This is a genomic window from Ciceribacter thiooxidans (assembly GCF_014126615.1).
Classification (GTDB): Bacteria; Pseudomonadota; Alphaproteobacteria; order Rhizobiales; family Rhizobiaceae; genus Allorhizobium; species Allorhizobium thiooxidans.
On sequence record NZ_CP059896.1, the window covers coordinates 3,190,068 to 3,215,351 of the forward strand.

At 60.8% G+C, this 25,284-nt stretch carries 30 protein-coding genes, 2 pseudogenes and 1 riboswitch; of the genes and pseudogenes, 15 read left to right on the forward strand and 17 right to left on the reverse strand.

Annotation, left to right across the window (positions count from 1 at the left end; genetic code table 11):
* Nucleotide 1 precedes the first annotated feature (1 nt).
* Nucleotides 2–813: pseudogene (locus tag H4I97_RS15695) on the reverse strand (class II glutamine amidotransferase).
* A 241-nt stretch (nt 814–1,054) separates the two neighbouring features.
* On the opposite strand from H4I97_RS15695, the gene H4I97_RS15700 reads away from it, so the two are divergent.
* From H4I97_RS15700 to H4I97_RS15710, 3 genes are all read left to right on the forward strand, one after another.
* Nucleotides 1,055–1,966 (forward strand): pirin family protein, encoded by a 912-nt coding sequence (locus H4I97_RS15700; RefSeq protein ID WP_182305563.1) that lies wholly within the window; start codon nt 1,055–1,057, stop codon nt 1,964–1,966.
* A 110-nt stretch (nt 1,967–2,076) separates the two neighbouring features.
* Nucleotides 2,077–2,481 carry a GFA family protein gene (locus tag H4I97_RS15705; RefSeq protein WP_182305564.1) on the forward strand — a complete coding sequence of 135 codons (405 nt, stop codon included), beginning with the start codon at nt 2,077–2,079 and terminating at the stop codon, nt 2,479–2,481.
* Nucleotides 2,482–2,518: 37 nt separating this feature from the next.
* Complete coding sequence (locus H4I97_RS15710; protein WP_182305565.1) at nt 2,519–3,049, forward strand: flavin reductase family protein; 531 nt, start codon at nt 2,519–2,521, stop codon at nt 3,047–3,049.
* A 12-nt stretch (nt 3,050–3,061) separates the two neighbouring features.
* Here H4I97_RS15710 and thiD read toward each other — a convergent pair whose 3' ends face one another.
* Nucleotides 3,062–3,877 (reverse strand): bifunctional hydroxymethylpyrimidine kinase/phosphomethylpyrimidine kinase, encoded by an 816-nt coding sequence (thiD, locus tag H4I97_RS15715; protein WP_280527692.1) that lies wholly within the window; start codon nt 3,875–3,877, stop codon nt 3,062–3,064.
* An 89-nt stretch (nt 3,878–3,966) separates the two neighbouring features.
* Nucleotides 3,967–4,064, reverse strand: a riboswitch (TPP riboswitch).
* A gap of 128 nt (nt 4,065–4,192) precedes the next feature.
* On the opposite strand from thiD, the gene H4I97_RS15720 reads away from it, so the two are divergent.
* Nucleotides 4,193–4,993, forward strand: coding sequence for an AraC family transcriptional regulator (locus H4I97_RS15720; RefSeq protein ID WP_182305566.1), 801 nt, complete (start codon nt 4,193–4,195; stop codon nt 4,991–4,993).
* Nucleotides 4,994–5,075: 82 nt separating this feature from the next.
* Entirely contained in the window at nt 5,076–5,687 is a 612-nt protein-coding gene (locus tag H4I97_RS15725) for a LysE family translocator (protein ID WP_182305567.1), read from the forward strand.
* Between the two features lie 5 nt (nt 5,688–5,692).
* Here H4I97_RS15725 and H4I97_RS15730 read toward each other — a convergent pair whose 3' ends face one another.
* Nucleotides 5,693–7,276 carry a peptide chain release factor 3 gene (locus H4I97_RS15730; RefSeq protein WP_182305568.1) on the reverse strand — a complete coding sequence of 528 codons (1,584 nt, stop codon included), beginning with the start codon at nt 7,274–7,276 and terminating at the stop codon, nt 5,693–5,695.
* Between the two features lie 91 nt (nt 7,277–7,367).
* Here H4I97_RS15730 and dut point away from each other — a divergent pair, with 91 nt between their 5' ends.
* Nucleotides 7,368–7,838 carry a dUTP diphosphatase gene (gene dut / locus H4I97_RS15735; RefSeq protein WP_182305569.1) on the forward strand — a complete coding sequence of 157 codons (471 nt, stop codon included), beginning with the start codon at nt 7,368–7,370 and terminating at the stop codon, nt 7,836–7,838.
* Here the strand turns inward: dut and H4I97_RS15740 are convergent.
* Complete coding sequence (locus H4I97_RS15740; RefSeq protein WP_182305570.1) at nt 7,835–8,293, reverse strand: Lrp/AsnC family transcriptional regulator; 459 nt, start codon at nt 8,291–8,293, stop codon at nt 7,835–7,837. The two genes, dut and H4I97_RS15740, sit on opposite strands and share 4 nt — an antisense overlap.
* 107 nt (nt 8,294–8,400) lie before the next feature.
* Between H4I97_RS15740 and H4I97_RS15745 the strand changes: the two genes are divergently transcribed.
* Nucleotides 8,401–9,306 carry a DMT family transporter gene (locus tag H4I97_RS15745; RefSeq protein ID WP_182305571.1) on the forward strand — a complete coding sequence of 302 codons (906 nt, stop codon included), beginning with the start codon at nt 8,401–8,403 and terminating at the stop codon, nt 9,304–9,306.
* A complete protein-coding gene (locus H4I97_RS15750; protein ID WP_182305572.1) occupies nt 9,303–9,605 on the forward strand; it encodes an NIPSNAP family protein in 303 nt (100 codons plus the stop codon). Before H4I97_RS15745 ends, H4I97_RS15750 begins: the two co-directional genes overlap by 4 nt.
* Nucleotides 9,606–9,608: 3 nt before the next feature.
* Here the strand turns inward: H4I97_RS15750 and H4I97_RS15755 are convergent, their stop codons facing one another.
* Nucleotides 9,609–10,241 carry a LysE family translocator gene (locus H4I97_RS15755; protein ID WP_182305573.1) on the reverse strand — a complete coding sequence of 211 codons (633 nt, stop codon included), beginning with the start codon at nt 10,239–10,241 and terminating at the stop codon, nt 9,609–9,611.
* A 139-nt stretch (nt 10,242–10,380) separates the two neighbouring features.
* On the opposite strand from H4I97_RS15755, the gene H4I97_RS15760 reads away from it, so the two are divergent.
* Together H4I97_RS15760 and cysK are read left to right on the forward strand one after the other, a co-directional pair.
* A complete protein-coding gene (locus H4I97_RS15760) occupies nt 10,381–10,998 on the forward strand; it encodes a LysE family translocator (RefSeq protein WP_182305574.1) in 618 nt (205 codons plus the stop codon).
* Nucleotides 10,999–11,134: 136 nt separating this feature from the next.
* Nucleotides 11,135–12,103 (forward strand): cysteine synthase A, encoded by a 969-nt coding sequence (gene cysK / locus H4I97_RS15765; RefSeq protein WP_182305575.1) that lies wholly within the window; start codon nt 11,135–11,137, stop codon nt 12,101–12,103.
* Between the two features lie 69 nt (nt 12,104–12,172).
* On the opposite strand, the pseudogene H4I97_RS15770 reads toward cysK, so the two are convergent.
* Nucleotides 12,173–13,075, reverse strand: a pseudogene (locus tag H4I97_RS15770) (YifB family Mg chelatase-like AAA ATPase); the annotation flags it as partial.
* A gap of 39 nt (nt 13,076–13,114) precedes the next feature.
* On the opposite strand from H4I97_RS15770, the gene H4I97_RS15775 reads away from it, so the two are divergent.
* The 4 genes from H4I97_RS15775 (at nt 13,115) to H4I97_RS15790 (ending at nt 16,248) form a co-directional block, all read left to right on the forward strand.
* Nucleotides 13,115–14,758 (forward strand): recombinase family protein, encoded by a 1,644-nt coding sequence (locus tag H4I97_RS15775; protein WP_182305576.1) that lies wholly within the window; start codon nt 13,115–13,117, stop codon nt 14,756–14,758.
* 517 nt (nt 14,759–15,275) lie between these two features.
* Nucleotides 15,276–15,515, forward strand: a complete 240-nt coding sequence (locus H4I97_RS15780; protein WP_129333285.1) for a hypothetical protein — start codon at nt 15,276–15,278, stop codon at nt 15,513–15,515.
* 203 nt (nt 15,516–15,718) lie between these two features.
* Complete coding sequence (locus H4I97_RS15785; RefSeq protein ID WP_129333284.1) at nt 15,719–15,964, forward strand: hypothetical protein; 246 nt, start codon at nt 15,719–15,721, stop codon at nt 15,962–15,964.
* Nucleotides 15,964–16,248 carry a hypothetical protein gene (locus H4I97_RS15790; RefSeq protein ID WP_129333283.1) on the forward strand — a complete coding sequence of 95 codons (285 nt, stop codon included), beginning with the start codon at nt 15,964–15,966 and terminating at the stop codon, nt 16,246–16,248. The genes H4I97_RS15785 and H4I97_RS15790 overlap by 1 nt, the downstream gene beginning before the upstream one ends.
* 135 nt (nt 16,249–16,383) lie before the next feature.
* Here the strand turns inward: H4I97_RS15790 and H4I97_RS15795 are convergent, their stop codons facing one another.
* The 5 genes from H4I97_RS15795 to H4I97_RS15815 are packed head-to-tail and all read right to left on the reverse strand — an operon-like array spanning nt 16,384 to nt 18,292.
* Nucleotides 16,384–16,806: a putative Ig domain-containing protein gene (locus tag H4I97_RS15795; protein WP_129333282.1), complete on the reverse strand. Its 423-nt coding sequence runs from the start codon at nt 16,804–16,806 to the stop codon at nt 16,384–16,386.
* On the reverse strand, nt 16,803–17,237 hold the full coding sequence (locus H4I97_RS15800; protein ID WP_129333281.1) for a hypothetical protein: 435 nt from the start codon (nt 17,235–17,237) through the stop codon (nt 16,803–16,805). Before H4I97_RS15800 ends, H4I97_RS15795 begins: the two co-directional genes overlap by 4 nt.
* A 2-nt stretch (nt 17,238–17,239) precedes the next feature.
* The gene (locus H4I97_RS15805) at nt 17,240–17,494 is read right to left on the reverse strand and encodes a hypothetical protein (RefSeq protein WP_129333280.1); all 255 of its coding nucleotides are present in this window, start codon (nt 17,492–17,494) and stop codon (nt 17,240–17,242) included.
* The gene (locus H4I97_RS15810) at nt 17,491–18,087 is read right to left on the reverse strand and encodes a hypothetical protein (protein ID WP_182305577.1); all 597 of its coding nucleotides are present in this window, start codon (nt 18,085–18,087) and stop codon (nt 17,491–17,493) included. The genes H4I97_RS15805 and H4I97_RS15810 overlap by 4 nt, the downstream gene beginning before the upstream one ends.
* Nucleotides 18,080–18,292 (reverse strand): hypothetical protein, encoded by a 213-nt coding sequence (locus tag H4I97_RS15815; protein WP_182305578.1) that lies wholly within the window; start codon nt 18,290–18,292, stop codon nt 18,080–18,082. Before H4I97_RS15815 ends, H4I97_RS15810 begins: the two co-directional genes overlap by 8 nt.
* 407 nt (nt 18,293–18,699) lie before the next feature.
* Between H4I97_RS15815 and H4I97_RS24570 the strand changes: the two genes are divergently transcribed.
* Nucleotides 18,700–20,100 carry a flagellin N-terminal helical domain-containing protein gene (locus tag H4I97_RS24570; RefSeq protein ID WP_244658793.1) on the forward strand — a complete coding sequence of 467 codons (1,401 nt, stop codon included), beginning with the start codon at nt 18,700–18,702 and terminating at the stop codon, nt 20,098–20,100.
* Between the two features lie 21 nt (nt 20,101–20,121).
* Here the strand turns inward: H4I97_RS24570 and H4I97_RS15830 are convergent, their stop codons facing one another.
* From H4I97_RS15830 to H4I97_RS15855, 6 genes are all read right to left on the reverse strand, one after another.
* Nucleotides 20,122–20,811 (reverse strand): helix-turn-helix domain-containing protein, encoded by a 690-nt coding sequence (locus tag H4I97_RS15830; RefSeq protein ID WP_182305579.1) that lies wholly within the window; start codon nt 20,809–20,811, stop codon nt 20,122–20,124.
* Between the two features lie 34 nt (nt 20,812–20,845).
* A complete protein-coding gene (locus H4I97_RS15835) occupies nt 20,846–21,427 on the reverse strand; it encodes a recombinase family protein (protein WP_244658666.1) in 582 nt (193 codons plus the stop codon).
* Between the two features lie 385 nt (nt 21,428–21,812).
* A complete protein-coding gene (locus H4I97_RS15840) occupies nt 21,813–22,139 on the reverse strand; it encodes a hypothetical protein (RefSeq protein ID WP_182305581.1) in 327 nt (108 codons plus the stop codon).
* 15 nt (nt 22,140–22,154) lie between these two features.
* Nucleotides 22,155–22,739 carry a hypothetical protein gene (locus tag H4I97_RS15845; protein ID WP_182305582.1) on the reverse strand — a complete coding sequence of 195 codons (585 nt, stop codon included), beginning with the start codon at nt 22,737–22,739 and terminating at the stop codon, nt 22,155–22,157.
* A gap of 284 nt (nt 22,740–23,023) precedes the next feature.
* Nucleotides 23,024–23,452, reverse strand: coding sequence for a hypothetical protein (locus H4I97_RS15850; RefSeq protein ID WP_182305583.1), 429 nt, complete (start codon nt 23,450–23,452; stop codon nt 23,024–23,026).
* A gap of 566 nt (nt 23,453–24,018) precedes the next feature.
* Entirely contained in the window at nt 24,019–25,281 is a 1,263-nt protein-coding gene (locus H4I97_RS15855) for a plasmid recombination protein (protein WP_182305584.1), read from the reverse strand.
* Nucleotides 25,282–25,284: the final 3 nt, after the last annotated feature.

Below are 25,284 nucleotides of genomic sequence, written 5' to 3' on the forward strand. Positions count from 1 at the left end.
GTCAGCTCGCCATCGCCGGCTTCATCACAGCCGCGCCATCCACCGACGGCTGGAAGCGGGTGACCTCGATCCCCTTTCCGAAAGTGTCACTGCACTGCCGGCCGGAATCTCCATCCAGGCGTCGGTGTCGTCGTTGAGCGGCTCTGAAACGAGGCAGTACCCGCCCTCCCCCATCGGTGCGGCGAACAGGGTCGGCGCGTAGGCGTCGGTCGCATAGCGCACTGCGTAAAGCGTGTGCCCATCGGAAAAGGCCGCAGTAAACCGCACCTTTACGCTGCCGGTCAGATTGATGCTCAGTTGTTCGACAAAGCCTATTGCCTCGGCCATGGCGGCGAGAGGTCGCTCGCGCATGCCGAACTGCAGGGCGAGCAGGAACAGGAGTTCGGAGTCGGTCGTGCCGACGCGCGCATTGAAGTGTTCGTCGTCCAGCATCGATTCCATCGACCGACGCAAACGGTCGAAGTGGTCAATCTGGCCGTTGTGCATGAAGGACCAGGTGTCGCAGACGAAGGGATGGCAATTGTCCCGACGTGTGGAACCATGCGTCGCCGCACGAACATGCGCCAGAAAGAGCCGTGAACGGATCTGCCGTGCCATGCTCTTGAGATTGCAGTCCGACCAGGCCGGCAGAACATCGCGGAAGCGTCCGGGCTCCGGACGATCCCCATACCAGGCAATGCCGAAACCGTCTGCATTGGTCGCCGTCTTCGCGCGGGTCGCGCAGTGGGACTGCTCGATTAGGGAATGCGCAGGAGAGGTGACGAGCTCTTCAAGATAGATCGGTTGACCGCGATAGGCTGCCCAGCGACACATGCTGCAATAGACTCCGGATGCGTTCCGCCAATGGCGGCAAGGAATTAACTATTTTTGCCTGAATTGGATAACGAAAGCTAAATAGCCCATTCGCGGCCGAATTTTGACTGGCCGGCGCGATCACATTTTGCGCCGGAGGATTGCGTTCTGTGAACAGTGCGTTCCGGGGAACGGCCTTCGCCACCCGTCGTATTTCCCTATATTGGGGGCAACTGAAATTCCGCTCGGAAGGAGCAATCCAATGTCCATTCGACCTGTGAAACATGAAAGTCGCGCCACCCCTACAATGGAAGGGGCCGGCGTCAAACTGCATCGCGTCTTCGGCTTCGGCGATCCGTCGATGACCGATCCCTTCCTGATGATGGATGATTTCCGCAACGACAATCCGTCGGATTACATCCGCGGCTTTCCGTGGCACCCCCATCGCGGCATCGAGACCATCACCTACGTGCTTGCGGGCACCGTCGAGCACGGTGACAGCCTCGGCAATCAGGGCCTGCTCGGTGCCGGTGACGTACAGTGGATGACGGCGGGAAGCGGCATCATGCACCAGGAGATGCCGAAAGGTGATTTCGCTGGCAGGATGCACGGTTTCCAACTCTGGGCGAACCTGCCGTCGTCGCTGAAGATGACGGCACCGCGCTACCAGGACATCAAGAGCGCGGACATTCCCGTGATCGTCGACGATGATGGCACCGCAGTCCGCGTCATCACCGGAGACTTCTGGGGCAAGATGGGTCCGGTCGACGGTATTGCCGCCGAGCCCGTCTATCTCGACATCTCGGTTCCGCCGGGCAAGCGGAAGAGCTTCCCGGTCGATACCTATCGGTCCGCATTCGCCTACATCTTCGCCGGCTCCGGTACCTTCCGCGATGCCTCCAAGCCTTTCGGCGTAAAGGTAGAGAAAGAGTACCAGGGCCAGGAACTCAACATCCGGGATCTTTCCGGCAACCGCACGCTCGTTGTGTTCGATACCGGCGACGAGGTCACGGTACAGGCCGGCGAGGAGGGTATCCGGTTCCTGCTCGTCACCGGCAAGCCGATCCGGGAGCCGGTCGCCTGGCACGGACCGATCGTCATGAACACCCGCGAGGAACTGATGCAGGCGATGCGTGACCTGCAGAACGGCACCTTCATCAAGGCCGATCACTAGGTGCAGCAATGGACGGCGCCGGGCTCCACGTCCGGCGCCGTCGGATACCGCGTTCGACACTGCGGCGATCCGCCCTAGGTTCCATGGAAGAACCCGAAGGAGGCGCGCCGATGCATATAGACGGGCAATGTCATTGCGGCTACGTCCGCTACGAGGCTGACATCGACCCCACCCAGGTCTCGATCTGCCACTGCACCGACTGCCAATCGCTGACAGCCAGTGCCTACCGTGTCACGGTCGCCGCGACCCGCGACCGTTTCACCCTTCGCGGCAACGCGCCGAAAGCCTACACAAAGATCGGCGACAGTGGTGCGGTCAGTGTGCAATACTTCTGCCCGAAATGCGGCTCGCCGATCTATCGCGCCAGCGGCGATGCAAGCGATGCCCGGATCGGCATTCGCATCGGCACGATCCGCCAGCGCCGGAAGCTGATGCCGAGCCGACAGTTCTGGCTGCGTTCTGCGTTGCCGTTTGTCCATGACATCCGTGCCCTGCCCGGAAAGGACGGCGACTGAATGCAAGGGACAAACTCGCTGACAGGAGAAGACCGCAATGAAGGAGTTTCCGCTTGCCAAGGTCTACCAACTCATCGAGCCCGGCCCGGTCGTCCTCCTGACGACCTCGGAAAACGAACACCCGAACGTCATGGCCATGTCCTGGCACATGATGGTGGAATTTACTCCGCCGATGATCGCGTGCATTGTTAGCGGGGCGGACCACAGCTTTCACGCGCTCCAGCAAACCGGCGAATGCGTCATCGCCATCCCGACGGTCGAGCTTGCCGAGAAGGTGGTCGCAGTCGGGAATTGCTCCGGCCGGGATACCGACAAGTTCGCGACGATCGGCCTGACGCCGCTGCCCGCCGAGGAAGTGCGTGCGCCTCTCATCGGCGATTGCTTCGCGAATCTCGAATGCCGCGTGGTCGATCAGGGTTTCGTGCCACGCTACAATCTCTTCGTGCTGGAGGTGGTGAAGGCCTGGTATGATCCCGCCCAAGCGGCACCGCGAACCATTCATCATCGCGGCTACGGCACATTCGCCATCGACGGCGAGGAGATCACGCTCGACTCGCAGATGCCCTGACAGTCTGGCCTGTTACGCTGCGCCTTCGCTTTTCCAGAGCGCATGAAAGTGGTGCACAGGCCCATGCCCGGAACCCACGCTCAAGGCATCCGCGGCATCGATCGCTCCCGCGACATAGGTCTTGGCCACCACGACGGCTTTCTCCGGCGATGCTCCCTTGGCAAGCCCGGCAGCGATCGCGCTCGACAGCGTGCAGCCGGTGCCATGCGTGTTGCGGGTCGCAACGCGCGGTGCCTCGAACCAGGTGAGGCCCGCCGCAGAGGCGAGCACATCCGGGCTGTCGTTTCCGGGAAGATGCCCGCCCTTGACCAACGCCATGTTCGCGCCAAGCCCCACGAGTCGCAGCGCCTGACCGGCCATCTCGTCGCGATCGCGGGCCTCGGGCTCACCGAGAAGAGCTGCCGCCTCCGGCAGGTTCGGCGTGACGACTGTGGCGAGCGACAGGAGCCGTGTTTTCAGGACCATCACCGCGTCATCCGTCAGTAGTGGCGCGCCACCCTTGGCGATCATCACTGGATCGAGAACGACAGGCACATCGGCATGACGCGCGAGCACGTCGGCGACGGCTCCTGCAATCGCCGCATTGGCGATCATGCCGATTTTCACGGCGCCCGCCCTTATGTCGGCGAAGACGGCCCGGATCTGCTCGGCAACGAAATCCGGCGGCACGACGTGTATGCCGGTCACGCCTCGCGTGTTCTGTGCCGTGAGGGCGGTTGCCACCGCCATACCGTACACGCCCAGTGCCGAAAACGTCTTGAGATCGGCCTGGATGCCGGCACCGCCTGAGGGATCGGAACCGGCAATGGAAAGGGCGTTGGCGATCACCGGTGCCCGCGGTGTATTGTCTGCGTTCTGAAGATCACTCATCATCAGCCTTTCCCTACGGAAAGGTCGCGGGACTGGGTACCAGCGGCCCTCAACCCGAAACGACTCCCTCCGCCAGCATGATCTGGTTCAGGTTCAAAGGGTTCTTCTCAGCCCGACCTTCCGGTGGACGCCCCCGTCTCACCATCCTGTCGCACAGATCGCCGCGGCTGTCACGCAGGCTGTCGCAGGACGGTTGCCGGTGGAAGACGAAGCTGGCACTCTGCATGATGCTGACAGAGTCCACCTAGGCAGCACATCGGAGCCGTCGTGCGCATGAGTAAGGGCCGATTCCACATTACGAACACTGCGCTCTTCGGCGTGACCGCAGTGACTGCCGACACGCGACACAGCTTTCCGCGCCACACCCACGACGCCTTCGGGGTCGGGATCATTCGCCGGGGTGCACAGAAGTCCCTGAGTGGGCGTGGTGTGGTGGAGGCGGGTCCGGGCGACATCATCACCGTCAATCCCGGAGAAGTGCACGACGGTACGCCGATCGGTGATCACGGTCGTTTCTGGCAGATGCTCTACCTCCTGCCCGAGACGATAGCGGCCGCGGCGCTGGAGATCACCGAGGGCGGCAGGGGGACGTTCGAGTTCGAACATCCGGTCATCCAAGACGTCCGTCTCGCGGGGCGCTTTCGACAGTTCTTCGCCGCCGTGACGGCAGACGACGGGGCGCTCCTTGAGAGCGAGGCAGGACTTCTGGCGCTCATCGCCTCCGTGTTGCAGCCGAGCGCGACGGCGGCCGCGACGAGAAGTGCCGGTATCCGGCGCGCTGCGAAACGGCTCGATGACGACCCTGCACGTCCGACCACCCTCACCGATCTTGCGCAGGAAGCCGGCCTCAGCAAGTTTCAGCTGCTGCGGGCATTCGTACGGCAGACCGGTTTCACGCCGCACGCCTACCAGATCCAGAGGCGGATCGACTTGGCTCGGCGCATGATCGACGCGGGCTCTCCACTTGCGGAGGCGGCAGCGACAAGCGGCTTCGCCGATCAGAGTCACATGACTCGCGCCTTCGTCCAGCGATACGGGGTCACGCCCGGCGCCTATGCCGCGGCCGTCCACTGAGAGCCAGCTGCAATTCCGTTCAAGACCCGCCGCCGCTTTCCGGTGTCTGCTTCGCTCTCCAGCCCAAAAGAGGAGAGCCGCTATGACCCCAGAATACCTCCTGACGTCGCTGATTATCATCCTTCTGCCCGGCACCGGTGTCATCTACACGATCGCCTATGCTCTCGGCGCCGGCTGGCGGGCAAGCGTGATCGCCGCCTTCGGCTGCACGCTCGGCATCATCCCCCATGTTGCGGCGAGCGTAACCGGCCTTGCGGCACTCCTTCACGCGAGCGCCCTCGCGTTCCAGGCCGTCAAGTATCTCGGCGTCGCCTATCTGCTCTTCATGGCATGGGGCATATGGCGGGACGAGGGTGTGCTTCAGGTCACCTCGACCCGTGCAGCCTCCGGCGCAGGCAAGATCATTACCGACGGCCTGCTCCTCAACATCCTCAATCCGAAGCTGTCACTTTTCTTTCTCGCCTTCCTGCCACAGTTCGTCCCCGCGAACGCACCGAACGCATCCCTGCACATGCTGGTGCTGGCCAGCGTCTTCATGGGACTGACCTTCGTGGTCTTCATGGGCTACGGAGTCTTCGCCGCGGCCACGCGGCGCCACGTCATCAGTCGGCCTCGGCTGCAGCTGTGGCTGCGCCGATCGTTTTCCGGTGCTTTCGCGGTCCTCGGGTTACGTCTGGCGCTCGCCGACCGATAGGAAACTCACGCCGCCTTGGCGACGTGATATTCCTTGATGGCGACCATCTTGATGGCAGGATATCGCTCAGCCTCGTAGCGAAGCGAAAAAGCGTCCTGCGCCATGAACACCGGATCGCCGTCGAGGTCGCGGCACATATTGCCCCGCTGCTGGGTCATGAACTTTTCGAGTTCGCCCGGCTGATCGGCCGAAATCCAGCGGCAAACGGAGAAACGCGGCATGTCGAAGGAAACCGGCAGGCCGTATTCCGCCGAAAGTCGCTCCTTGAGGACGTCGAGCTGCAGCGCGCCGACGACGCCGACGATCGCCGGCGAGCCGTCTTCCGGCTGGAAGAGCTGCACAACACCCTCTTCCGCCATCTGCTGGAGAGCCTCCTTCAGCTTCTTCGCCTTCATCGCGTCCTCGAGCCGTACGCGGCGGAGGATTTCCGGCGAGAAGTTCGGCACGCCCTGGAAGACCAGAGATTCCCCTTCGGTCAGCGTGTCGCCGATCCGTAGCGTGCCGTGGTTCGGAATGCCGACGACATCGCCTGCATAGGCGGTGTCGGCGAGCTGCCGCTGGGAGGCGAAGAAGAACTGGGGCGCGGTGAGACCCATCTGCTTGCCGGTGCGCGACAGCCGCGCCTTCATCCCGCGCTCAAGCTTGCCCGAGCAGATGCGGGCAAAGGCGATGCGGTCGCGATGGTTCGGATCCATGTTGGCCTGAATCTTGAAGACGAAGGCCGTCATCCGATCTTCGGCGGCGTGTACCGTACGGATGTCAGCCACCTGGTCGCGCGGCGGCGGTGCGAACGCGCCGAGCGCGTTGATGAGATCGCGCACACCGAAATTGCGCAGCGCCGAGCCGAAGAAGACCGGCGTCAGGTGGCCTTCGAGAAAGGCCTTGCGGTCGAACGGCCGGCAGGCCTCCTGGGCAAGCGCGAGCTCTTCGATGAAGGTCTGACGTTCGTTTTCCGGCAGGTGCTCGGCAATGCTCTGCGGACCGTTGACCTTCAAGGGCTCGACCTGGGTGTCGGAACCGCGGAAGGTATTGTCCGCCAGATTGTAGGAGCCGCAGAAGGTCTTCGAGCGGCCGACCGGCCAGGTGACCGGTGCGGTGTCGAGAGCGAGCTTCTCCTCCACCTCATCGAGGATTTCGAAGGGATCGCGGCTTTCACGGTCCATCTTGTTGACGAACGTGATGATCGGAATGTCGCGCATGCGGCAGACTTCGAAGAGCTTCAGCGTTCGCGGCTCGATACCCTTGGCGGCATCGATCACCATCACCGCGGCGTCCACTGCCGTCAGCGTGCGATACGTGTCGTCGGCGAAGTCTTCGTGACCGGGTGTATCGAGGATGTTGAAGACCTTGCCGTCGTATTCAAAGGTCATCACCGAGGTGACGACCGAGATGCCGCGCTCGCGCTCGATCTTCATCCAGTCGGAACGCGTCTGGATGCGGTCCTTCTTCGCCTTCACCTCGCCAGCGAGCTGGATCGCCCCGCCGAACAGCAGCAGCTTTTCGGTGAGCGTTGTCTTACCCGCGTCCGGGTGCGCAATAATCGCGAAGGTGCGGCGGCGGGATACCGCCTCTGCAAGTGTTTCAGCCATGAATGTGAATCCTGTGAATTGCCGCGTATCTAGCGATTAAAGGCCGGCATTGCAATTGACCTCGGGAGATCGCGCGCAAAGTAATGGAGGCATGAACATCCACAACGACATTCGGCCGATCCTCAAGCTTCTCCGCCTAGTCCACGGAGAGGGCATTCCACTGCCCTGCTACGAGACGGCGGGGGCCGCCGGCATGGACTTGCGCGCGGCCGTGACCGAGGGCGCGCCTATGACGCTCGTGCCCGGCCAGCGGGCGCTGGTGCCGACCGGCTTCATCATGGAAATCCCCGAAGGCTTCGAGGCGCAGATACGTCCACGGTCGGGGCTTGCCTTCAAGCACGGCGTCACTTGCCTCAACACGCCGGGTACCATCGATAGCGACTATCGCGGTGAGGTGAAGGTGCTTCTCGTCAATCTCGGCGACGAGGCTTTCGAGATCGCCCGTGGCATGCGAATCGCCCAGATGGTGATTGCACCGGTCACTCAGGCGCTCGTCACCGAAGTCGCGGAGACCTCCACGACCACGCGCGGTGCAGGCGGTTTCGGCTCGACCGGCGTCTAGACGACCGGCGGCAGACGGCGCTTGACGGTCGTGGACTTGATCATGGCCGTGTTCGTCTGGGCACGTTCCGCGATCCGGTCAAGTATACGATCGAGATCGGTCATGCTGCGCAGGGCCATGCGGCAGATGAAGCAGTCGTCACCCGTCACCTTGTCGGCTTCGGTGATTTCCGGCGTCTCCTGGATCAGCTTTTCGACCACGTGCAGCATGCCCGGCAGCGGCCGGACACGGACAATCGCCTGCAGGGGGTAGCCGAGCGCTTCCAGTTCCACATCCGCGCCGTACCCGATCAGCACGCCACGCTCTTCGAGCCGTCGCAGCCGTTCCGAGCAAGCTGGCGAGGAAAGCCCTGCGCGAGCAGCTAGCTCCTTGAGCGGAAGACGCGCATCTCCGACAAGCGCTTCAACAATCTTCCGGTCGACGAGATCGAGAGGCTGAATAAAATTCACGTTCATGGGGTATTCACCTAACTTTGTTCCGAGTTTCAGGTAATTCACCTCATTCTGGTGAAGCAATTATGCCGCTTCCTTTGCTAGGCTGCAACCATCCCAAGGAGGTTGCCATGTCACCCATAATCAAGAGCGGAATTCTCGATATGACCGTCGCCATGGTGCTGTCCGGCACGATCGGCTGGTTTGTCCTGCAGTCCGGGCAATCGCCCGCAAACGTCGTCTTCCTGAGATGCCTGATCGGCGCCCCGGTTCTGGCATTGCTCGCATATCGCGCCGGCGTCCTCGCCGTTGTTCGCGGACGCACTCTGTTTCTGGCGATGATCGGTGGTGTCGCACTCGTTCTCAACTGGCTCGCCCTCTTCTCCGCCTATCCGCTCGCATCCATCTCGGCAGCGACGATCATCTACAACGTTCAGCCATTCATGCTTGTCGGTCTCGGCGTGCTCTTCCTCGGCGAAAAGGTCTCCACCAACAAGCTCGTCTGGCTGGGGCTTGCCTTTGCCGGTATGCTGGCGATGACCCTTTCGGGACCGGCGACGGAAGAGAACGCGCAGGGCAGCTATCTGCTGGGCATCCTGCTCGCGGTCGCCGCGGCCTTCTGCTACGCCGTGGCGGCCTTCGTAACGAAATCGCTCAAGGGCACCTCCCCCTATCTGATCGCACTGATCCAGGTCGGCACAGGCGTGGTCCTGCTGGCACCACTTGCCGACTGGCACGACCTTCCCACCGCACCGCAAAACTGGGCGATGGTGGCAGCCCTCGGCATCGTTCACACCGGGATCATGTATGCGTTCCTCTATTCGGCAATCCAGAAGCTGCCGGTGGTGCTGACCGGCACGCTGTCCTTCCTCTATCCCGTCGTGGCGGTGATCGTGGACATGTATGCCTTCGGACATGTACTGACGCCCGTGCAAGCGCTCGGCGGGGCAGCAATCCTCTTCGCGGCCATCGCGACCACGCTTAATCTGGCGCCGAAAGCGCTTCTCCTGCCGAAGAGAAAGGCGCCGCAACGATGATAACCTGCTATCTCCGCTACGTGATCGATCCGTACAAGGCGAAGGAATTCGAGCACTACGCGCGGCTCTGGATACCACTGGTGAACCGGCTCGGCGGCACGCACCACGGCTACTTCCTGCCACACGAGGGCGCAAACAACATCGCGCTGGCGCTGTTCAGCTTTCCGTCGCTGGCCGACTACGAGAGGTACCGACAGAAGATGGCCGACGACGCGGAATGCCAGTCGGCTTTCGCCTATGCGGAGGAGACCCGTTGCATCCTCAGTTATGAGCGGAGCTTCATGCGGCCGATATTCTGACCTTCAGCGTTGGGCTTCCATTGCCATCCGCACTGCAAGCCCCGCGAGAACCGTTCCCATCAGCCACCGCTGCACGACCACCCACAAGGGCCTCCCGGCGAGAAAGAGCGCGATTGCGCCTGCGCTGACCGCGATCATGGCATTGACGGTGACACTGATCGTGATCTGGGTGAAACCGAGAACCACCGACTGAACAAACACGCTGCCGGCGGACGGATCGATGAACTGCGGCAGCAGCGACAGGTACAACACCGCAACTTTCGGGTTGAGCAGGCTCGTGACGAAACCCATCGTGAACAGGCGCCGGGGCGAGTCCTTCGGCAGTTCGCGGACCTGGAAGGGCGAGCGCCCGCCCGGTCGCAATGCCTGCCACGCCAGCCAGGCGAGATAGGCGGCCCCAGCAAGCCGCAGTGCATCATAAGCATAAGGTACCGCAAGCACCAGTACGGTGATGCCGAGGGCAGCCGACAGCATATAGACGACGAAGCCGAGGGCCACGCCACCAAGCGAGACCAGGCCCGCCGCGGATCCCTGGCAGATCGACCGCGACACGAGGTAGATCATGTTCGGCCCTGGGGTCAGCACCATTCCGAGGCAGATGAGGCCGAAGGCGAGAAGCGAGGCGGTGGACGGCATGACGGGTCTCTTGATTGAAGGGCTCCAGAAGTGGAAAGCAGAAGGCAACGGGACCGGCAACAACGATCGTGTCACCATTGCAAGTTTGGCGTCTCTGGGTTAGCCGTCACGCATTCGTCCATCGATCGCGGACCCCGTCATGACCTTTACTACGCTGCTTGCCTATGCCGGTGCACTTTTCATCGCTGCAGCCATTCCCGGTCCCGGGATGACGGCGATCGTGGCGCGAGCCCTCGGCTCAGGTTTCCGACCAACCTTCTTCATGGGGCTGGGACTGATCCTCGGCGATCTCTGCTACCTGACCGCGGTTGTCCTCGGGCTCTCCTATCTCGCCCAGACGTTCGTGACACCCTTCCTCGTCATCAAATATGCCGGCGCCGTCTATCTCGGCTACATTGCCTACAAGCTCTGGACGGCCGGCCTGCTGCCGCAGGAAGTTCAGGCGCGCAAGGGCGGCGGCCTTGGCTCTTCCTTCCTCTCCGGCCTCTTCGTCACGCTCGGCAATCCGAAGACCATGCTTTTCTACGTCGCCCTTGTGCCGACGCTGATCCCGCTCGAGGCGATTGGGCCGACGGACTATGCCGCGCTCGCCGGAATCACCTTCGTTGTTCTGATAGCCGTGCTCATCCCCTACATCGTGCTCGCTGCTCGGGCGCGAACGCTGCTCAAGCAGCCTTCTGCGCTCAAACTCCTGAACCGCATGGCCGGCAGCATTCTGGCGAGCACCGCCGCCTATATCGCCGTTCGAGCCGCCTGAAATAAATATTTGGGACCTCCGCCCGACAGGCGTGTTTTTTCTCCCCGGACGGCCTGCCGTAGGTAAAGGGTTCTAGCCGGGTACGGACTTTGATCCTATTGTGCGCTCACAACGACCAGTCTTGAGGGAGAGCACTATGTCCGACACGAAGAAACCCGGCCGCGGCCGTGTTTACAGCTCCATTCTCGAAACCATCGGCGACACGCCGATCGTCCGGCTCGACAAGCTGGCGAAGGAAAAGGGCGTAAAGGCGAACCTGCTCGCCAAGCTCGAATTCTTTAATCCCCTCGCCTCGGTCAAGGATCGCATCGGTCTCGCCATGATCGAGTCGCTCGAACAACAGGGCAAGATCACTCCCGGCAAGACGGTGCTGGTCGAACCCACCTCCGGTAACACCGGCATTGCGCTTGCCTTTGCAGCCGCCGCCAAAGGTTACCGGCTGATCCTCACCATGCCGGAAACCATGTCGATCGAGCGCCGCAAGATGCTGGCACTGCTCGGTGCCGAACTGGTGCTGACCGAGGGACCGAAAGGCATGAAGGGGGCAATCGCCAAGGCAGAGGAACTCGTTTCCGAGCTGCCCGACGCCGTCATCCCGCAGCAGTTCGAAAATCCGGCCAATCCTGAGATTCACCGCAAGACGACAGCCGAGGAGGTCTGGAACGACACCGCCGGTGCCGTCGACATCTTCGTCTCGGGCATCGGGACGGGCGGCACCATTACCGGCGTCGGCCAGGTGCTGAAGGCCCGCAAGCCGTCGGTGAAAGTCGTTGCGGTCGAGCCTACCGACAGCCCAGTGCTTTCCGGCGGAAATCCCGGGCCCCACAAGATCCAGGGAATCGGTGCGGGCTTCGCCCCGAAAGTCCTCGACACGACGGTCTACGACGAGGTCGTCACCGTCACGAACGATGAGGCATTCGAGAACGCACGGCTGACCGCTCGCCTCGAAGGCGTTCCGGTCGGCATCTCCTCCGGCGCGGCGCTCGCGGCAGCAATCAAGATCGGCCAACGCGAGGAAAACGCCGGAAAGACGATCGTCGTCGTGATCCCCTCCTTTGCTGAGCGCTATCTCTCGACGGCACTGTTCGAGGGGCTCGGAGGCTGAGGGAAGCGCTGTCACCAGTCATCTGCCACCGATCTCGGTCTCCCTTCGTGCGGCCGAGATTTTGACTGTCTACGCCACCGCCGACAACCGCTCGGAAGGTATGCGATAGGAGATTGCCTCGGCGACGTGGATTCGGCCCAGCCGATCGGCACCGTCGAGATCAGCGAGCGTGCGAGCGACCTTCAGAACCCGATGATAACCGCGAGCCGAGAAGCGGAACTTCTCGGCCGCGTCACGCAGGAGTTGCAACCCGGAAGGGTCCGGCTCGGCGAGGACTTCGATCAAGGCCGTGGAACAGCCGGCATTCGTTGCGACTCCTGGTATTCCGGCTGCTGCGAAACGCTCTCGCTGCCAGTCCCGTGCCCGTCGGACGCGTCGGGCGACCTCGACACTCGGCTCGGCTGCCATCGGACGGATGAGATCGGTTGCAGCAACCGCCGGAACGTCGATCCGGATATCGATCCGGTCCATTAGCGGACCTGAAATGCGCCCCTGATACTCGGTGAGGCAGCGCGGCCCCCTTGCGCAGGTGTGTCCGGGCTCACCCGCCAGTCCGCAGCGGCAGGGATTCATGGCTGCAATCAGCTGGAAATCGGCGGGATAGGTGACCCTATGGTTGGCGCGGGCGATCACACACTCGCCCGTTTCGAGCGGCTGCCGTAGCGCATCGAGCACTTGCGGTGCAAACTCCGGCAGTTCATCGAGAAAAAGAACGCCCTTGTGGGCGAGCGAGGCCTCGCCCGGCTTTGCCCGCAACCCGCCGCCGACGAGGGCCGCCATCGTCGCGGAATGGTGGGGCGTGCGAAACGGTCGGCGGTCCGAGAGCTTGCCGCCGGACAATTGCCCGGCGATCGAGTGGATCATCGAGACTTCGAGAAGCTCGGGCGCCGAGAGTGCGGGCAGGATCGACGGCAGACGCGAGGCGAGCATGGACTTTCCGGAACCGGGAGGACCGACCATCAGGAGATTATGCTACATTATTCCGATATTGTGTGATATCGGGTTCAGATCATGACGAAAGCATATTCCTACATCCGCTTCTCGACCCCGGAACAAGCGCAAGGGGATTCATTGCGCCGCCAGACTGCCAAGGCAGAAGCCTGGGCGCAGCAGCACAACCTTGTCCTCGACAACTCCCTTCGGGATCTAGGGGTTAGTGCGTTCCATGGGACAAACAGAACGACCGGAGCGCTCAAGTCTTTCCTGGAAATGGTCGAGGACGGTAGGATACAACGCGGCTCTTACCTGATCGTTGAAAGCCTGGATCGCCTGTCCCGTGAAACGGTAATCGATGCCGCAACACGGCTCTTCGCTCTCATCCAAGCGGGCATCATCGTTGTGACGTTAAGCGACGGTCAGGAGTATTCATCCGAACGGCTGCGTCAGGACTGGACTCCTCTCATCATCTCCCTTGCCGTCATGGCTCGTGCTCATGACGAGAGCCGCATCAAGTCCGAGCGCGTCGGCGAAGCATGGCAACAAAAGAAGGAGAAGGCCCGGAAGGAAGGAAAGCCTCTCACGCCGAGATGCCCGGAATGGCTTGAGGTGCGCGACGGCACATTCGTAGAGCGCCCCGAAAGGGTCGCCATCGTCAGACGGGTATTTCAAGAGACGATCGATGGGTTCGGACGACGGGAAGTGGTGCGCCGGCTGAACTCGGAAGGCGTTCCGACGTTTCGCGGCGGCAAGGGATGGCACACGTCCAGCATCGCCAAGATCATCCAGAGCCGCGCCGTTCTCGGAGAGTACCAGCCTCACACTGGCACCCATCGCAACCGCAACCGGAAGCCGGATGGAGACCCTATCCCGAACTATTACCCGCCTATCATCGACAACGGCATCTTCTTACGCGCACAGGGTGCCACGCAGGGACGACGGCAGAATGCAGCCGGGCGTAAGGGCATGTCCGGTTCCCATCTGTTCCAAGGACTTGCTCAGTGCGCTCATTGCGCTGGCCCGATGCACATCATCAACAAGGGCAAGCCTCCGAAAGGCGGCATCTATCTTGCCTGCTCTACCAACATCCGCAACGCAGGTTGCGATAACAACCGTCGTTGGCGGATCGACATGCTCGAACCGCTCCTGCTCGCGGCGATCGACATGCTAGATCAGACTGCCTTCTCCGGTCAGGACAATGACCTCAAACAACTCCGGGCACAGACCGAGGCACTTAGAACCCAGATTGCCGATTTCGAAAAGCGTCAACGCACCCTCATAGAGCTGGTTGAATTTGGCGACGAAACAGCGACCGCCCGCTCACTGGAACTCGCCAAGCATATAAAGCGGAGCCGGAAGGAACTGAAAGCTGCGGAGGATCAAATTGCGAAGAACGCCGCAGAACCGGACCTCGCCGCCCGTGTGGCAGCGGCAGCGACTATTTCCCGGCAACTTAACGAGACCCCCGATATCGAAGAGCGCCGCGAACTCCGGACTCGCCTGCGGGAGATCATACGCGGCATTGTCGAGCGAATCGAGTGCCATCAGAGATTCGGCGCTACCGCCGTTTTCATTCCAAGAGACGAGTTCCACATCAACAACAGGCGAAGCGAATACAACTTCACTTTTATGACGCGGGAGGGCATCCCCCGAATACTCCTGGACCAGAATGTTCCGGACGACATCATCGACGAGTGGGTTGGACCATGGCCATTCTGAATGCCTCGCCGGGGGCAGTCGATCCCAGTCCCCGCCGTTCCGACGGCGCTAATGCTGGACTTCCTGCGGCTGCCCTCTATCCGGTCACCGGCATGCGCGAATTCCCGCCGTCCCGCTGTCAGCGGCGCTATGCTGACGGCTCCGATATGCTCTTCTCTGTTGTCCGGCACGGGTAGCCTCGCTCTCTTCCACGACGATTTTTTCCTGCCCTTCGGGGCGGGCCACGTGTCCCGCCCCGATCCGCAACGCGGACCGGGGAAAAAATAGTCGTGGAACCTTCTCGCTCAGTGACAGCAGAAGGGGCGGCTGTTCTTGACCTTCGGTCACCGCCATGCCCCGTTTGGGCAAGGCGGGCGAAAGCCTATGCCGCCCCTCCCGCCGTCAACCCCTACCTAGCCGCCGTTAAGACTTCGATCGCCATCCGATCGATGACCCCGGAAATCATTTCCGGAAGCCTGGGCTCGACTCCCGAAATCCGCTATAAATCTAATGTTGTCAACAAGTTAGGAGAATTTCGGTGAAGACGAAAAAGACCCTGATCCGAGGCCTCGCGATTGACGTTCTAGTCGTCGAGACGACGCAGACGGATGCTGCGGACACGCTCTTCTATCGCGCCGAAATCTATGTTCGAGAGAAGCGGTCTGGCACCGAGAAGCTTGTCCGCCGGACACGTATCCCCGGCACCGCGAAAGAACTGGCTCAGGTCGTCCAGCAGCGTGGCGTTCGTGCTCTGGAAACTTTTTCGCGGACTGCCTGAAATATTTTTCCAAGGACTCGCCAAGGACTCATTTTGCCCTCGCGAGGATTCGATGCCCTTCGAGTCCTTTCCGGCAAGGATTCAAGACCGTTGCGAAGTCAGACCGGACACGCCTCAAGGATATGAAATTCCTCGATTATTCCGAAGAAATTCGCCACGCTCTCCAGCGCCGTGAATGATCGACAGACAGAAAAGGAGACCTCATGTCACATACTACAAACTGCCTCATCGCCCACCACATCGTTGCCGAGTTCAAAGTGCTCAAAGAGACCTACGATCGTTACCTCGACCGGATGGATGAGCTCGTATGCTTGCTTGATGAGGATAGTGAGATTCGCAAAATGGCTGGCTTTCTTGCCGATGGTACCGACGACGTGACGCAGTACGTCCTCAACGGCAAGCACGTTGTCAGTGGCATCGAGGCAATGCTGAAGAAGGAGGAGGCGTGATGCAGGCTCCTCGACTTCTGGGCTGGGAGCGCGACGACACCGTTGCCGACGATACTCACAGCACATGGACGAACCTCCTCATCGTCGGTGACGGCGAGGAGGACACTTACGACATGTTGGTGCTCGGCGAGCCGGGGCGTACCGGACCGACGCACTACAGCGTCACAGGCACCCGCGACAGGACCGGCGTGACCTTTGCAGAGGGGCACGCGTCATCTTGGGACGAGGCCTGCCGCCTCAGCATTATCCAAGCCCGGCGGGCATCAATCAGGCCTGTTGAGTAGCGAAAGGCGACCGCCAGATACATTCTCGATTCCGAGTGGGTACAGACACCACGCAGAGCGCCGGAAGCGCTGTATGCACCCTTAAAATCGATCAGAAAGTGGACAATGGGGTCGAAAGGCCCTGTTTCCATATTATCACGTCACGACGATGGTCACGACCGCCGTCACCGCCGTGCCGATCGAATCCGTCGCCGACACCCAGACTTCGTAGCTTCCCGCCACCAGCGCCCGCCCGTCGATCCGGCCCGTCTTGACATCGAAGGATACGCCAAGAGGCAGCCTGCCGGAATATGAGTACGACAGGCTGCCAGATGCCCCTGAGACCACCGGACGCAGATCGAGCGCCGCGCCTGCCGCCACGGATGCCTGACCAGTCATCGACAACGCAAAGCCCGCCGAAGTCTCCGGCGGCAGCGGTGTCGTCGGCTCTTCCGGGGGAACCGCGACGGGGACGGCGATCGCACCCGTCGTTGACGACCGCAGCACATACGTGCCGGCTGACGCGTCGACGTTCCAGAGAGCCGCGAACGCGGCAAGAATGATAACAGCCGTCCTCATACGTCGCCCTCCTCGAGTTCGCACGCCGGATAGCGCGAGAGAGTCTCGCTGTCGCACGGCGGGCAGACCTCCGGCAGACCGACGAGCCCGTTCACCCCGGCGCAGGCCTCCAGTGTCTGGATTGACAGCGGATTCCAAATCTGTTCGCCGCCGCGCCGGACGCGCCACGTGCCCGGCGGCACAGATTTCAGGAAGCCGGACTCCACGAGCCCGCCGAGGACTGCACTGTCATCGCCGAGAGACGACACCCGCCCGCCATCCGTCTCGTAGAGATCGAGCGCCGCCGCTATCTGCTGCTGTTGCCCCACGACCGCGACAAGCTCGGATCGGAGCCGTGCTCGCTCGTAGACCGCGCCGCCATACCAGACCCCAGCGACTGACAGCACGCCGAGGATGATGCCCGCGATCACGCCGATGACCAAATTATACATGTCTACTCCTCCTCCTCGAAAACGTCGTCGTCATCGTCGCCCCAGCCGGACCAGTCGAAACCCGCTAGATCGCGATCAGCGATCAGGTCCGCCGCCTCCAAGACCAAGGACGCGCAGCCGTCCGTGTCCGGGTGGTCGCTCTCAAGCTCGCGAGCAAGCTCCCGATCGATCTCCATGACTCTCTCCCGCGCGGATGCGGGCAGGCCCACCCGATTGAGGAAGCCGGCGAGGCTTGGACTGGTGATTTCGTCGGTCATGGGTTCGGTCCTTTCTTGTCGTCTGGATCATCATCAGGGGCTTCCGGTTCTGGTGGTTCGACCTGCTGCCGCTCCGCCTCCCACATCTGCGCAGCCGCCAGCATGGACCCTATAACCTCATCGTCAGACGCACCGGGCCGAGCGGCCATCCGGAGTCGCCACAGGTCGCCCGATTCGATGGAGTCGCGCAGCCACTCGACCACAGCGGGCGGAACCCGAGCTTCCAGAAGCTCGCGGGCCTGATCAGACTTGCGTGGACGCGACAGGTCCTTCACGAGCCGCCTGAAGGACGGCGGCGGGCGCATGCGAGCGCTGGCACAGCTCATCGGCTCCAGGCCGCGCTCCATCATATACGCGGTTGGACCGCGATCCTCGTCGATCGACGAGGTAGGCTGTCGGGCGGGACGGAAGGGAAGCGAGAAAGCCGGCATCGGTATGGGTGGCATCATCGCGAGCGCTCCCGACAGCAGAGCAAGCAGTTGGAGCAAGACCTTGCCTGCCAGATCGCCGCCCCGGCGTTGCCGCTGGCGTTCGGCGAGATCGCGGCGAAGCCGATCGGCGCATGTCCGGCGACGGCGTTGCTTCTCATTCATCAGCGGCCTCGACAGCCCCCGGGCGAACTTTCTCGCGCCACCGCTTCGACATCGCCAGAAGTTCCCGCGTGCGATGCCATTCCCGCGCAGCCTGGGCGATCTGATCCGCAGACCAGCATTCCTCGCAGGCATCTCTCAGTACGCCTTCCGCCATCCAGACGGCACTCTGATAGATGTATTCAATACGCTCATTGACTGCCGACACGCCCGATCCTCCGTTGCCGATGCACCCTTACAGGATGTGGGCAGGCCGGGACCGGCGCAAATTCGGCGCGGGCGCCACTACTCCGAGATCAAGGATTCGACGTCGAATCCTGACGTGTCCGAACCCATCCGGCATCGCCGAACGCGCTGTACGGCCTCCGCAGGCGCTCGATTTTTGGGCAAATCGCGATTTTTGGGAGGATTCTGGCTTCCGGAACGAGGAAGGGAGGCCGAAGCCGCGAATGACGAAATAACAATCGCCAGCCCCTCACGGACTTCAACAGGGTAGTTTCCCCCTGTCGATGCGCCATCTTCGTTAACCTGTTTTAACCATGTTCGGGTTGCGGGGTTGCCGCTCTCCGGCTCATGACGATGCCCTTTCTTTCTTTCGATTTTCAGCGGCAAGTCATGACGAGTATAAAGACGAATCTTTCCGCCATGTCGGCGCTCCAGACCCTGCGGATGATCTCCAGCGGACTGCAGAAGACACAGAACGAGGTTTCCACCGGCCTCCGTGTGGCGACAGCATCGGACAATGCCGCCTATTGGTCGATCTCCACCACCATGCGTTCGGACAACATGGCGCTGGCCGCAGTGGCTGACGCGATCGGTCTCGGAGCAGCCAAGGTCGATGTTGCTTATGCTGGAATGAGCGCCGTCATCGACGTGCTCGCCGAGTTCAAAGCCAAGCTCGTGGCCGCGACCGAGGATGGAGTCGACAGGGCGAAAATCCAGACCGAGCTGGAGCAGATCAAGGAGCAGGTCGTCGGCATCTCGAAGTCCGCGAGCTTCAGTGGTCAGAACTGGCTGGACACCGACATAGCAGACATCAAGGACAGCGCGCTCAACAGGTCCTCGGTGGTATCTTCGTTCGTGCGGGATGATGCCGGCAGCGTTGCCGTCACGACGATGGACGTTGATCTCTCGAAGATCGCCTTATTCAACACCACCGGGTACGGCCTACTGCAGACGGATGTTCCTGTCGTGGCAACGCCTCCTTCTGATCCGACATCCACCCCCGCCAGCTATCACATCCAGGAATACTTCTATTTCGACGGACCAATCACGCTGTCATCATCTGACAGCATAAGTTTCGATCTCGTGGTCCATCCGGGTGGCTCTGCACCGGATGCCATCTTGCCGACGACGATCACCCAGTCGGATGTCAACGCGGCACTCGGAATTTCGACAGGCACGATATCAGGCGGTGACGAGATGAGGGCGGTTCTCAACCATGTTTGGAGCGGGAATGGCGTTGGCGTTAGTGCGGGAGCGTACGGACAAACGCAGCCTGATGGCAGTACGCTTTGGCACACGTTCGTCATTCATGCCAGCCAGGTCACCGACCAGCCTGATTCGGATATCGAGATAACGAACCTCACTTCGACGCTTCCGGGCGGCGCGGCGGGCGGGTTGGACAGTGCTTCCTGGTACACGGCGAGAAGTGCTTTTCCGGGCGGCTCGACAGGTGGGACTCCAGGCACCGACGTAGAGTTGCGGATGAATTTTCTCGATATCGACGTGACGAACGGCGTTGGCGACCAGCTTGCCGCAATCGAGGTAATGCTGAGCCGAACGACCTCTGCTGCGGCCACCCTCGGTTCACTGAAAATGCGCATCGACATGCAGGCGGACTTCACCCAGACGATGATGGCCAGCATCGACAAGGGCATCGGCCGTCTTGTCGATGCTGACATGAATGAGGCATCGACCCGATTAAAGGCAATCCAGACGCAGCAGCAGCTCGCCATTCAGAGCCTTCAAATTGCCAACTCCGCGCCGCAGAACCTTCTCAACCTGTTCAGGTGATTGCGCCAGATACGCCAGCCATCAATCAAGGGGCGTTCTGACCTTCCCTTCGTGTGCCTGACGCTCAACCTGCGTGGCAACGAGTTTTGCCACCAGATGCACCAGGTTCTTCGCCTCAAATCGGCTCTTCAACTTATCTATCCGATGCTCGATCGTCCTTGGCGACAAATGAAGGATTTCAGCAATTTCCTTCGTGGTCTGCCCTTCGATAAGGAGCTGGATGATGTTGTCATCCGTGATGTCGGTCTTCGCTTCCCGCATCGGAGAGATGAAGAAGCGCCCTTCGACCAGACTGATGCACCAGCCCGGCTTCCCACCGCATTTCTGCGGTATGATAAGGCGCTCGTAACCGATGCGGACACCGAGGAGCTTCGTCCTCACGAGGTCAAGCGCGGGGCGCTTCACCTCCAGAGTCCGCAAATAGGCGGAGATGATCGCATCATCAATGAAGCGGCGATCGAGATCGCGCAGCGCGGCATCGGGAAATTGCTGCTTCATCTGGTTCAGCAGGTAGCTCCTGAATCCAAAGTCCTTCACCCGCCGAAATCGCCAGTCATAAGGATCATCGGCTACCGTCGTAACGACGGAGAGCGCCATTTTGATATTCAGCCGCCCGATCACTATCGAATAGAGGTCTTCTGGGGCAGTCGTTGCATCAGACTGCAACCATATATCGATAAGCTCTTGTGAGATCGCGTTGAATGCACTCATCTGTCTATGTCTGAAAAGAATGCCCCGAAAATCGTCACGCGGTGTAACCCGGAATGCCGCCGCAGACCTTTGTGATACCGCGCTTCAAGGTGCGCGGGTGGACATGGAGCCGGGAGGCCACGTCCTCCCAAGGCTCGCCGCCGCCGATTTCTTTGTATGCCGCAAGGCATTGTTCATCGGTTAAAGAACGCTTCCGGCCATGTTGCTGGCCGCGTGCGCGCGCAGCGGCTATGCCCGCGACCGTTCGCTCTCGGATGATCGACCGCTCGAATTCGGCCATTGCCGCCAGAACATGGAAGACCATCCGGCCACCGGCCGATTCCGTATCGATGTTTTCCATCACCGAACGGAACCCGATCTGCCTCTTCTGGAGCCTGGTGATGATCTGGACGAGATGGCCGACCGAACGCCCCAGGCGATCCAGCCTCCAGACCACCAGCACGTCGCCTCTGCGCAGTGTTCTCAATACGCCGGAAAGGCCGCATCGCTTGCTCTGGCCTCCAGAAACGCCGTGGTCCTCGAATATCCGATCGCAGCCCGCCGCTTGGAGAGCATCCCTCTGTAGTCCGAGATGCTGATCGATCGTTGAAACTCGCGCATATCCAATCCTTGCCACCCACGAATCCTTCCCTGCGATTCGCATTTCTGAACGCTTGCTTGACAGAAAGGAAGGTTTTCGCAGGCCAGACATTCGGAAACGCGACGCTTCCATTCTCGTAACGATGGCAAAGGGTTACGCAAGCGACAAACAGGCATCATTCGCCGTGACAAAAACCTTGGTTTTCATCCGCTGAGAACGCCGCCAGCTCACGACTGCCAGAGTGACAGCACGCGGGATCGCGGCGATATTGCACGAAGGACAGTCCAACGAACATCGGATCGGCAAGCTGAAGGCCCGCTTCAAGGCAAGGGACATCCCGCACCTCGTCGCACTGATGATTTCAGCCGGCATCGCCGGGGGATGGGGTGGGACGGGTGACCCGCCCCGCATCCCATTCGCTTCAATTCGTTTCGGGCATCCTGTCGCGGTAATCCTCGCACCACGAAAAACTCCGATACCTGGTCCATCTGTCGAGAATCGAGGCATTGAAATAATCGGGGCAGAGGAGCTGATAATTCTGGTCGTAGCCTTCCCGACGTATCCTGGCGACACGATCCTCCTCCCGCTGCAAACGGGAGCTATGAGCCGACCATGACCCCCAGACCACCGGAACAGCCGTTGTCGCGACCTTGTACGAGGCCATAATCAGCGTTGCCCCGATGGGCAGGACAAACACGCTCATCAATGCGATGATGAGCCAACGCCGGAGCGCACTCTCTTCAGACATGATCTTCATCCCGCGTCACACCGTCCTGAGTTGGCGACCGTCGAATTTCGCGCCGATTCTCGCTCGCTCCAGCTCCTTGTGAAGAGCGATGGAATCCTTCCTGATGCGGTTAGGCCCGCTCAGATGGTTCATGACAAGGAAGGCTATGGGCGCGATCAGGGCCAGCCAGAGAACATTCCCGATACCAATGGTGTAACGGGCCGGGATAAGGAACATGAGCAGGCCGAGAATATAGGCACCAGGAACCGCCTTCACCATCATCGCGGTATGCGCGATCCTGTTCGCCGTTTGAAAGAGCGTGAAACAATTGAGGCCACGAGCTTCGCTTTCGCTGGCGATCAAATGGAACACCGATTTTTTCCATGAACGAATTCGTCTGAAATAGAGTGTGCAAGTGTTCCCGATCTCGATTTCCGGATCGATCTTTTCATTGGTCGTGACGCGCTCGAATTTGAGCAATTCGCCCTTCTCGTCCTCAATAACCAGATAGGCATAGTGCCATAGGTCATCGAGTACATTGCGGTCGAGGAACGTTCTGCCGTTGACTTCTCTGACAGTGCCAGTGACCTTGATGATATTCGGATTGTCTTGAATGGACATATTATAACCCCCTGTTATGCGGGGAGACGCTGGCATATCGCGATTAACGCGAATGCCAATCAGACAGGGGGAAATCCCCCTCAATTGCTGCGGCAGGCGCTCCAGGTTCTTACCCGAGCGGCGTAGCCCTCAACAGAAAAGGGAGGCCGAAGCCTCCCTTTCCTTCGAACCATCAAGGCCGGAAAACCGTCACCCCGCTTCGCGGCTGGCGATCGTCGACTATCGACACAGCCACGGTTTTGTTTTGTTCGTAGTTCAATGGTGATGCCAATTCCCACCGGCAGTCAAGCGACGGACTTCATGGCATCCATACCCATTACGATTCCAGATCGATCCTTGTTGTCGATCCACCAACCTGCCCGACCTTGGGCGACCAAGGCAGCAAGTCCTCGGCTGACCATTGCGTCAAACGCCTCCAGGTTTCCAGCCAAGACCTTGGGCCGCAAGTCCTCGAAATAACCGATGACCTCGCCGATTTTATCAACCCGGATTTGCCGGGCCCATGCGATTTGCTTTTCCGATCCAGAGAGCGCGGGCAGGTCATTTTCAACTTCCGCCGCCTCGACCGCCTTGAGCTTATCCGATTTCACGCAATCGGGGCAAAGGCCGTTTTCGGCGGCCCATGAAACATAGCGTTGCCGATCCGCGATCTTGCCTATTAACTGCCTTTCGGCAGCATGTCCGCATGAATAGGAGACGCTGTATTTCGCCACGTGATTGCCTCGAATGTCGTTGGAAGAGATGAAAAGGGAGGCCGAAGCCTCCCGATCCGAAACTCTGCGTTTGCAGAGAACATTCCACCGAGAAGCGTGCTTCTCTATGTAGAACGGTACATCCCTGCCGGGGCAGGGAAAGCCCTCCCTTACAGGGAGGAAGACCGCTTATGCAGCGGAAAACGAGTGTTTGCAGGGAAAACCTTGCACGTACTCATATACTTCAGAGCCGTCTACACGACGGTTCACTTCCGTTTTAATCCAACACTTCCATGAGCAAGCTCAAGGAAGGGCAGAATCCCACAGGGGGAACGATTACCGCAGGGGGTTGTCACCCCGGAGGGTGGCATTGTCTCTCCTAATCCCACAAGGGGATCGATAACCGTGCCAGCGTTTCGGGATGAGGAATTTCAGGTCCTACCTGACGATCCTGCCGGAACCGCTGACAAGAAAAACCATGACGCCAATCGGCGGGGCTGGCAAGAGGAAACCCGCACTTTCCTGCAAAAAAGTTGACGCTTAACATTCTGTAATTGTTGACAATTTCAGAGTCCTGAAACGACACACTATGGCCGTCGAAGAGCGGGCGTCGAAATACCGGGCGTGCGCTCCGGCTCCGGCGGACGCAACGCGGCAAGCTCACGTCTGGCCGTCGCCAGTTCGCGACCGGTCTCCGCAAGGTTCTCCCGCAAGTTCTTCGCCCGTTCTTCAGCTTCGCGCCATCCAGCATTGGCGGCGCTCGCACGGTCAGCGGCATCGTCGGCGGTCCGCCGGAGCGCTTCCATCTCGGATTCGACGGCAGCGCGGATGCGGGCCGCAACCCTCGACTTCTGGAATCCATCCCATATGCCTCGCAGGACACCAGGAAGATGCTGGAGCCTTGCCGCCTCCTGACGGACGCGCGCCATCATCGACCTTGCCTTGCGTTGCTCGGCAACGGCCTTGTCCTGCGCCGCCTTGGCGGCCTCCGTCGCGGCCTTCGCGGCGGCAAGCTGGCGATCCGCTTCCGCCTTCGCCCTAGCGGCTTCCTCACGGATCGCGGCGGCATCTTCCTTTGTGCTGGCGATTATGGATTCACCGCGCGCCTTCACGGCCTTGGCGCGCTCGATTGTCGTCTTCAGGGCTTTGGCTTGCGTCTGCTCCGCCTGCCATTCCGCTCGCGTCAGACGACGGCGTTGCGGACCAAGGCGGGTCAAGCCGCAGGGGATGGCGACGGTCTCGTGATACGAATCCTGCCACTCTCGCATGGCCTGCTTGTACGCTTGATCGCCGCGCTTGTTCAGGGCCTTCGAGTCCTCGCCTTCTGCGGGACCGGCCGCCATCACAGCGGCCTTGGCCGTCTGCCCCGGATGCAGGGACGCGGCCCGCATGGCCGGATCGTCCGGCAGGACATAGGCGTGGATATGGAAGTGCGACTCGTCTTCGTGCCGGATCACGGAGACGAGCTTGTCGCCGTACTGTGAACGAAGCCACGCGATTGTTCGCCTTTCCCAGTCCTCTGCTTCACGGCGCTTTTCCGGATCGGCGCGAACCTCTTCCATCAAATGCGGATGCGAAGCCACGACCGTCATGAGCGTGTGCTGAGTTTTCTGAACCTTTCGAGGCTTGCCGCCCTTCGGCGTTGTCGTCGCGGCATCGGCGGTGGCATCGTGCAATCGCTCCAATTCGTCGATCGTCGAGCCATAGACGACGATCGGAGACGCAGGATTCGAGACGTGAAAGGACGCGTCAGGATCACGCCGAGCCTCGTTAAAAACATAGCTGGTGGAGCGGCCCTTTCCATCGCCCTTGCGGCTGTACGCCGTCATGTGGATGAACTGGAAAGCCATGAA

Coding starts and splice junctions, on each gene's coding strand:
- H4I97_RS15845 (WP_182305582.1), bottom strand. CDS start 22,739: ATGTCCATTCAAGACAATCCGAATATCATCAAGGTCACTGGCACTGTC.
- dut (WP_182305569.1), top strand. CDS start 7,368: ATGAACATCCACAACGACATTCGGCCGATCCTCAAGCTTCTCCGCCTA.
- H4I97_RS15720 (WP_182305566.1), top strand. CDS start 4,193: ATGAGTAAGGGCCGATTCCACATTACGAACACTGCGCTCTTCGGCGTG.
- H4I97_RS15725 (WP_182305567.1), top strand. CDS start 5,076: ATGACCCCAGAATACCTCCTGACGTCGCTGATTATCATCCTTCTGCCC.
- H4I97_RS24570 (WP_244658793.1), top strand. CDS start 18,700: ATGACGAGTATAAAGACGAATCTTTCCGCCATGTCGGCGCTCCAGACC.
- H4I97_RS15830 (WP_182305579.1), bottom strand. CDS start 20,811: ATGAGTGCATTCAACGCGATCTCACAAGAGCTTATCGATATATGGTTG.
- H4I97_RS15785 (WP_129333284.1), top strand. CDS start 15,719: ATGTCACATACTACAAACTGCCTCATCGCCCACCACATCGTTGCCGAG.
- H4I97_RS15795 (WP_129333282.1), bottom strand. CDS start 16,806: ATGAGGACGGCTGTTATCATTCTTGCCGCGTTCGCGGCTCTCTGGAAC.
- H4I97_RS15805 (WP_129333280.1), bottom strand. CDS start 17,494: ATGACCGACGAAATCACCAGTCCAAGCCTCGCCGGCTTCCTCAATCGG.
- H4I97_RS15755 (WP_182305573.1), bottom strand. CDS start 10,241: ATGCCGTCCACCGCCTCGCTTCTCGCCTTCGGCCTCATCTGCCTCGGA.
- H4I97_RS15750 (WP_182305572.1), top strand. CDS start 9,303: ATGATAACCTGCTATCTCCGCTACGTGATCGATCCGTACAAGGCGAAG.
- H4I97_RS15790 (WP_129333283.1), top strand. CDS start 15,964: ATGCAGGCTCCTCGACTTCTGGGCTGGGAGCGCGACGACACCGTTGCC.
- H4I97_RS15740 (WP_182305570.1), bottom strand. CDS start 8,293: ATGAACGTGAATTTTATTCAGCCTCTCGATCTCGTCGACCGGAAGATT.
- cysK (WP_182305575.1), top strand. CDS start 11,135: ATGTCCGACACGAAGAAACCCGGCCGCGGCCGTGTTTACAGCTCCATT.
- H4I97_RS15800 (WP_129333281.1), bottom strand. CDS start 17,237: ATGTATAATTTGGTCATCGGCGTGATCGCGGGCATCATCCTCGGCGTG.
- H4I97_RS15760 (WP_182305574.1), top strand. CDS start 10,381: ATGACCTTTACTACGCTGCTTGCCTATGCCGGTGCACTTTTCATCGCT.
- H4I97_RS15775 (WP_182305576.1), top strand. CDS start 13,115: ATGACGAAAGCATATTCCTACATCCGCTTCTCGACCCCGGAACAAGCG.
- H4I97_RS15810 (WP_182305577.1), bottom strand. CDS start 18,087: ATGAATGAGAAGCAACGCCGTCGCCGGACATGCGCCGATCGGCTTCGC.
- H4I97_RS15700 (WP_182305563.1), top strand. CDS start 1,055: ATGTCCATTCGACCTGTGAAACATGAAAGTCGCGCCACCCCTACAATG.
- H4I97_RS15745 (WP_182305571.1), top strand. CDS start 8,401: ATGTCACCCATAATCAAGAGCGGAATTCTCGATATGACCGTCGCCATG.
- H4I97_RS15705 (WP_182305564.1), top strand. CDS start 2,077: ATGCATATAGACGGGCAATGTCATTGCGGCTACGTCCGCTACGAGGCT.
- H4I97_RS15710 (WP_182305565.1), top strand. CDS start 2,519: ATGAAGGAGTTTCCGCTTGCCAAGGTCTACCAACTCATCGAGCCCGGC.
- H4I97_RS15730 (WP_182305568.1), bottom strand. CDS start 7,276: ATGGCTGAAACACTTGCAGAGGCGGTATCCCGCCGCCGCACCTTCGCG.
- H4I97_RS15855 (WP_182305584.1), bottom strand. CDS start 25,281: ATGGCTTTCCAGTTCATCCACATGACGGCGTACAGCCGCAAGGGCGAT.
- H4I97_RS15840 (WP_182305581.1), bottom strand. CDS start 22,139: ATGTCTGAAGAGAGTGCGCTCCGGCGTTGGCTCATCATCGCATTGATG.